Raw genomic sequence first — 7,157 nt, forward strand, 5'->3', positions numbered from 1 at the left:
TACAAAAATTACATCCCACCGCACCAGAGCTATGTTCTGGTGTGATAGTTACCCTTAACTTTTGTTTGATTTATTAATTTTATTTATTGTAAGTTTCTCAATGAGTATCCTAAAAAATGTATCTAAAAATACTGTTTTTAGACAAGAATTAGATGTCAAGGTATAGATCATAGAGTGATCGCAAAATTTTTCGGTCTGCTGACCGTAATTGTACTAGTAGCTTTCTGTCCTCTGTTTATAAAATTCAGTAAAAACACGGCTATAATAATTAGAGCTTGTGAGAAATAATATTTCGCCTTTAGATAATTTAAATGATTTAAAGTTCCCTGGAGATAGTAATGAAAATAGTTGTTTCCAAATTGGCAGATATGGAACGTGTTTTTGCTGTCATAGTATTGGTGAGAATTTGAGAAAAGTGTCAAAATATTAAACCAGAGAATGGTAAATTTACTGTATAGCAAAATATAGCTACAGAAAATCAGACTACATAAAACGACGAAACATACCTGCTTACAGGAGCCATCCATTAAAAGCCTATCTCAAAATTAGAGGTTGCACCAAAGTCCATGAACAAATCCATATTGAAAAATACCTTTGTAGGCATTGGTGCAACGGTTGTCGCATTAAGTATTGGATACTTTGGAATTCAATATATTGGCAGATACACTATGCTTGCGATCGGTGGAGGTATGATTGGCTTAAGTGCAGTGGCATATCTAACTGAGAAATGGTTGTCTTCCCAACAATCATTATCAAAAACGCCAGTTGTAAATCAACTTCAACCCAGATCTATATATCAAAAAAAGGTTAAAAAGGGGCATTATACTCCAAAAAATCAAAACGACGCTACAGTGAACAGTCAGCTTATTGTAGTCGATTCAAGACTATTTAAGGCTGGAGTAAATATCACAAAAGCCACAAGCATATCTAAACCTTATGGCTACTGCCGTAGACGCCTAGTAATATGCCACAGAGCTAGAGTAAAGAGTTCCACAAAAACTTTTCCAACAAGTTAGTACAGCACGGCGTAAATAAACCGAGTATTAAACAGCCAAAACTTTGCCCTTATATGTCCACTTGAAAGGTTTAGCCAGAATTTGGTCTGCCAAACACAAACCTTTATTAAGAAAGGCAGAGGGCAGTTCTTGCTGAAGGCAGAAGGCAGAAGGGAATTCTGACTCAAGACTCTGCCCACGGACAAAGGGAGTAAGGGTATAAAACCCCACCGTCTATACGGTGCTTACAATTGGTTGGGGTCTGAATCCCCATTCAATTGTTCCTTCTGCCCTCAGCAAGAACTGTCTTCTTCAAGGTTGATTTGGGTGGGACTGTCCATGTCTGCTTTATCTTCAATTAGGCAGTTTTACTGCCGTCGATTTGCCATTGATCATTAGTATTGTTTTGGTATCGTATTGTCTTTTAATAATTATTTTATTAATTCTCTCTGAGTAGCAGAGTCCAATATCTGTATTTATTCTATTTTGGACTTGGCTTAGTTCTTGACACTGTTGTACCTTAGTGGATACTGTTGGCGAATGTACTACATATTTGTAAATAAAAGTATTACGTAAGCCCAAACCTTCAATCTATCGTTGTGGCTTTTAGTTGTAATACCTTTGTTTATGCGTTTGTAACACCTTCGCCAACAGTATCCTTAGTGGTGCAGAAAACTTTCTGGAGTCTTAAGTTGAGAAAACTGTGACACGCGAGAACTCAATTCGGGTTTCAAACTGCGCTCGTTTTTTGAGGGAAGCAGCGGCAGGCAGAGGACTTTTTTGAGCTAAGGTGGCTAAACTGGGAATGGGGAGATGTTGATAACACAGCCGTTTAATCTCGCGTAATCCTAATTGCAAGAAACTCAATCCCCTTTGGCTATGCCAATCCAGCATTTTGCGCCGACCTTCAGCGACCACCACCACCGCAACAGCAATAGCAATTAAGGTGGCAGCCGCTAGCAGCATCAACAAACAATTCAGCGCTTGAGGGTCGCGCAAGTGGGAGCGGATGAGTTCAAAAGCGGCTGATTTATAATCCTTGAAATGTGGTTCGATTCCGCCAAATCGCTGACCATAGACCTCAAAAGTCTGCAAGGAGGGCGGCACATCGGAAAGGACGGACCAAGGTTCACCCGCCAGCGCTAAATGGGCGGTGGCGAGATGACACTCAATGTCCTGCAAAACGTTGACTTCTCGAAACAGATAAGCTTCTCCCTCTGGGGGATCTTGTCCGCAACCGCAGCCGTTTGACCATTGGAGAGCGTAATGTTCAAGTCCGATTTGGCTCGAATGCACCAGGACCATTGATGCTCCCGTAACCACCGGATTAACGCACCATGTTCAAATCCTCGATCCGCTAACAACGTCACCTGACATTCTGGTGGCAGCAGCCGTAACGTGGTTTCTAACACGGGGCAGTAATCCTCAAAGCCCACGGTAGCACTGCCATGTTCTAACATCGTTTGACCGAGTGGAATGGAGCGTCCACCCCAAACTAAACAGACCTCAATTAAGCAATATTGATCCTATAACACGCTGGTATCGAGCGTCAGCGTCATGCCCTCCCAGGAACTCAAAAACTGCTGCTTTGCTCCACTAAAGGTTGACTGTAATCCTACACAGGTTATCCCTGTTCGTTTTTCTGCCAATCCTACCTCTATATTCTGTCTACCCCAGCCAAATAACGTTTCTGCAAGCCTTGTGCTTCCCTGGCAATATTTCAATGCCATCTCTGCCTGAAAACTCCGACGTTCTACTCCATTCATTTTCGATGCTGCCAACCGCAAGTCTTCAATTTGCGGTGGTGTTAATGATTTAGGTGCGGTGGCTGTGGCTAACGTATCCAAATGCTTGCTCCTGTTTTCTTTGCATCAAGGGTACATTTTACCTCCATTGGTAAATTCTTTCCTAGAAATCACCTTAGACGGCTGCCCATATCTCTGTTACCTTCGTAGGCAGATTATACGTATTTACTTATCTTTACATAGTTTGGTTTCTCTACCCCGTACTCTACTTACGTAATTATACTGCTAATTTTATAGCGCCCAATTAATAAATTCCGTAATAGCACGCTTACATCAGCAAGCTAAATAATAGCAATATGCTTTTTTGTATTAAGAAAATAAATTTAGAAAGCAAATTTGAGTTACAAAGGTACATTAGGTGTTGAATTAAAATTAAGATAAATCACCTTTTTTGATGAGAATTTGCTAATTATAAAAATGCCAATTATCCAATATAGTAAGACTATTCTTACAAATTCAAGCAAGATTGTAAACCAGCTTATACACTCAATTTATAAACAAATTTTGACTAACTAAGCTCCGGAAACCTAATAAATGAATAATCACCATGAACACATTACTAATTGGGGATAAATTAGTTGACTTATTATCACGTATTACAGGTCAGAAGCTCACTCAACGAGATGCTACGCAGCCTTTAATATTCCTAGCTAATTTGATTATAATATTGCTGGGAGTGATGTTTGCTGATGGCAGAGTTACAGAGGAAGAAAAAAAAAGGCTGCTAACAATGTTGTATCGCTTTAGTACACCAAAAAGTGATGTACGCCAACTAACACATTTAATGATTAAAGGAATTAAAAAAAATCAGCTTTATTCAAAATTTAATAATGAAGTACTAGCTTTGATAAGTCCACTTACGCAATCAGAACGACTATTATTGATTGGCTTTGGTTACGAAATGTCGGCAGCTAGTGGCAAGGTTAACTGCCGTGAGCAAGAGTATTTGGAAGTTTTTGCCAAGTATTTAGATGTTAAGCCGCAACATTTACTAGTTTTAGCAGCTGCATTTAAACCTGAAAAGCATTTTGATAAAGCAGTTTTAAATGAGGTATATATGCTACTAGATCCGGAACTTTTTCAAGGACAAAATACTGCGTTTGTTAAAGAACCTAGCGATAAAGTGCCGATTCTACCTGCTAAAACCAGAATAACTGAGCCGTATGTATCTGTATCCTACGAAGGGTTAAAAAAATTTCAGGAGCTTAGTAAGCAGTTAAATAATTATTGCCAGCAGATTTCTCAAATAGTTCAAGCCTGTTATGAAAGTAATTTTGTACCTAAAGATTTAATTGATGAAGTTAGTACATTCACAAAAAACCTTCAATTAAAGCAGTTTCGATTAGCAGTCGTAGGCGAATTTAGCCAAGGAAAATCTACTCTGCTCAATGCTCTACTTGGTGAAGAAATTCAACCGACACGAGAAATTCCCTGTACTGCTACAGTAACAATTTTAAAGTACGGGATGCAAAAACGGATAATCTGTCGTTATAAAGATGGAAGCGAAGAAGAAATTCAATTTGACGAGTACCAGCAAAAAGCGAGCATTTTTGAAGATGCGGCAATTAATTGTCTAAGTGATGATCTGCTAAATTCGCAGATTGAAGAAATCATTTTTGAACACCCAGATTTAGAATTATGCAGTAGCGGTGTAGAGATTATTGATTCACCTGGATTGAACGAACATCCCGAACTCACAGTTATTACTCAAAAGTTACTCCAAAATATTGATGCCGCTATTTTTATTACTAATGCCTCACGTTCATTAACGCAAGGTGAGCGCAACTTGTTACATGAATTGAAAATCAAACTGAACAATGGGAAAGATGACAAACCTGCAAATAACTTATTTATTGTGGGAAATTTTATGGATTTAGTACGTACAGAAAAAGGTCACGAACAAGTTAAACAGAGGATTTTTAATTTTGTTCAAGGCGATAATCCGATAATTACAGATAAAAACCGTGTTCATTTTATTTCGGGACAAGCTGCCCTTGATGCAATTTTAAACGGATACGAAGATGAGTATCGAAAAGCTTTTGATAGTTTTACTAAATCAATAGAAAGCTTTTTAGTGTTTGAATGCGGAGCATTAAAAATTGAGCGAGCAGTCAATGAAGCTAATAGATTGATTGAAAAAATTATCAATACACTGGAGAAAACCGACTACGTCTTAAAAGGTAATATAGAAATTAATCAAACTGAAAAACAGAAAATTTTAGAGCAAATTGGAGAAGCCAGTGGACGTGATGTAAAAATATGTATGTTAGCAGTTGAACTTATGGATCAAGCACTTGAAAAAGCGAATATTTCTTGGAATGAGTGGTGCGAGGATTTAAGTGAACGTATGGTATCAAGAAGCGAAAATTGGTATTTTAAACATAATCCAATTGGGAACAACAAAAAATTAATTTTAGAGTATAGCCAATGCTTTATAAAAGACTTACTAGATGAGATTAATGAATGGAATAATAATCAGTTTAATGATATAGTACTCCGAGAAAGCTTACAAGTCTTAGAGGCAAATGTAAAACATGAATTAAATATAATACAAGCATATCTTCAGCAATTAGATATAAGATTAGACACTTCATTTAGTAAAGAAATCGAACTTCTAAGCCGTGATATAACTAGTGATTTTATGAAGTTTAGTAGTATTAGTATTAGGAATGCTCTAGTAGTAGAATTAGGACAATCTATAGGAATTGGTTTTGGTTTTATAGCAGCCTTCATTGCTAAGGTTACTGCTATGATTGCTAGTAACTTTGGATTAGACAGTGTGGATAATGAGGAATTCTATAATCCAATCAAAATGAAAGTTTTAGAAATAGGTCTTGAAAAGTTTGAGGAATCCATTGATGTAGTTTATAAAAAGTTATATGAAAATTTTGACGCAATTTTTGATAGTAAAGTTGAATCAGCAAATCGAGTTATCGAGCAAGCTATATCACTTTACGAAGACCTTTTACAACAGCAGGAGAAAACCGAACAAGAAGCGCTAATAAAATATAATATATCTAAAAATTTGATTGTACAACAGTGTCAAGAACTAAGCCAAGTCCAAAATAGAATAAATACAGATATTGGACTCTGCTACTCAGAGAGAATTAATAAAATAATTATTGAAAGACAATACGATACCAAAACAATACTAATGATCAATGGCAAATCGACAGCAGTAAAACTGCCAAAATGAAGATAAAGCAGACATGGACAGTTCCACCCAAATCAACCATAAAGGTTTGTGTTTGGCAGACCAAATTCTTGCTAAACCTTTCAAGTGGACATATAAGGGCAAAGTTTTGGCTGTTTAATACTCGGTTTATTTACGCCGTGCTGTACTAACTTGTTGGAAAAGTTTTTGTGGAACTCTTTACTCTAGCTCTGTGGCATATTACTAGGCGTCTACGGCAGTAGCCATAAGGTTTAGATATGCTTGTGGCTTTTGTGATATTTACTCCAGCCTTAAATAGTCTTGAATCGACTACAATAAGCTGACTGTTCACTGTAGCGTCGTTTTGATTTTTTGGAGTATAATGCCCCTTTTTAACCTTTTTTTGATATATAGATCTGGGTTGAAGTTGATTTACAACTGGCGTTTTTGATAATGATTGTTGGGAAGACAACCATTTCTCAGTTAGATATGCCACTGCACTTAAGCCAATCATACCTCCACCGATCGCAAGCATAGTGTATCTGCCAATATATTGAATTCCAAAGTATCCAATACTTAATGCGACAACCGTTGCACCAATGCCTACAAAGGTATTTTTCAATATGGATTTGTTCATGGACTTTGGTGCAACCTCTAATTTTGAGATAGGCTTTTAATGGATGGCTCCTGTAAGCAGGTATGTTTCGTCGTTTTATGTAGTCTGATTTTCTGTAGCTATATTTTGCTATACAGTAAATTTACCATTCTCTGGTTTAATATTTTGACACTTTTCTCAAATTCTCACCAATACTATGACAGCAAAAACACGTTCCATATCTGCCAATTTGGAAACAACTATTTTCATTACTATCTCCAGGGAACTTTAAATCATTTAAATTATCTAAAGGCGAAATATTATTTCTCACAAGCTCTAATTATTATAGCCGTGTTTTTACTGAATTTTATAAACAGAGGACAGAAAGCTACTAGTACAATTACGGTCAGCAGACCGAAAAATTTTGCGATCACTCTATGATCTATACCTTGACATCTAATTCTTGTCTAAAAACAGTATTTTTAGATACATTTTTTAGGATACTCATTGAGAAACTTACAATAAATAAAATTAATAAATCAAACAAAAGTTAAGGGTAACTATCACACCAGAACATAGCTCTGGTGCGGTGGGATGTAATTTTTGTA

Annotated in this window: 3 protein-coding genes and 1 pseudogene; 2 read left to right on the plus strand and 2 right to left on the minus strand. The window is 36.8% G+C overall.

Going from position 1 to position 7,157, the window contains the following annotated elements; genetic code table 11:
- Positions 1–566: 566 nt before the first annotated feature.
- Positions 567–1,016: a hypothetical protein gene (locus H6G26_RS36520; RefSeq protein WP_190736336.1), complete on the plus strand. Its 450-nt coding sequence runs from the start codon at positions 567–569 to the stop codon at positions 1,014–1,016.
- A 666-nt stretch (positions 1,017–1,682) separates the two neighbouring features.
- Here the strand turns inward: H6G26_RS36520 and H6G26_RS43345 are convergent.
- Positions 1,683–2,581: pseudogene (locus H6G26_RS43345) on the minus strand (transposase); the annotation flags it as partial.
- Between the two features lie 766 nt (positions 2,582–3,347).
- Here H6G26_RS43345 and H6G26_RS36540 point away from each other — a divergent pair.
- On the plus strand, positions 3,348–5,996 hold the full coding sequence (locus H6G26_RS36540; protein WP_190736342.1) for a dynamin family protein: 2,649 nt from the start codon (positions 3,348–3,350) through the stop codon (positions 5,994–5,996).
- 145 nt (positions 5,997–6,141) lie between these two features.
- Here the strand turns inward: H6G26_RS36540 and H6G26_RS36545 are convergent, their stop codons facing one another.
- Positions 6,142–6,591, minus strand: coding sequence for a hypothetical protein (locus H6G26_RS36545; protein WP_190736336.1), 450 nt, complete (start codon positions 6,589–6,591; stop codon positions 6,142–6,144).
- Positions 6,592–7,157: the final 566 nt, after the last annotated feature.

The organism is Nostoc sp. FACHB-888, from assembly GCF_014696655.1.
Lineage (GTDB): Bacteria > Cyanobacteriota > Cyanobacteriia > Cyanobacteriales > Nostocaceae > Nostoc.

Coding starts and splice junctions, on each gene's coding strand:
- H6G26_RS36520 (WP_190736336.1), top strand. CDS start 567: ATGAACAAATCCATATTGAAAAATACCTTTGTAGGCATTGGTGCAACG.
- H6G26_RS36540 (WP_190736342.1), top strand. CDS start 3,348: ATGAACACATTACTAATTGGGGATAAATTAGTTGACTTATTATCACGT.
- H6G26_RS36545 (WP_190736336.1), bottom strand. CDS start 6,591: ATGAACAAATCCATATTGAAAAATACCTTTGTAGGCATTGGTGCAACG.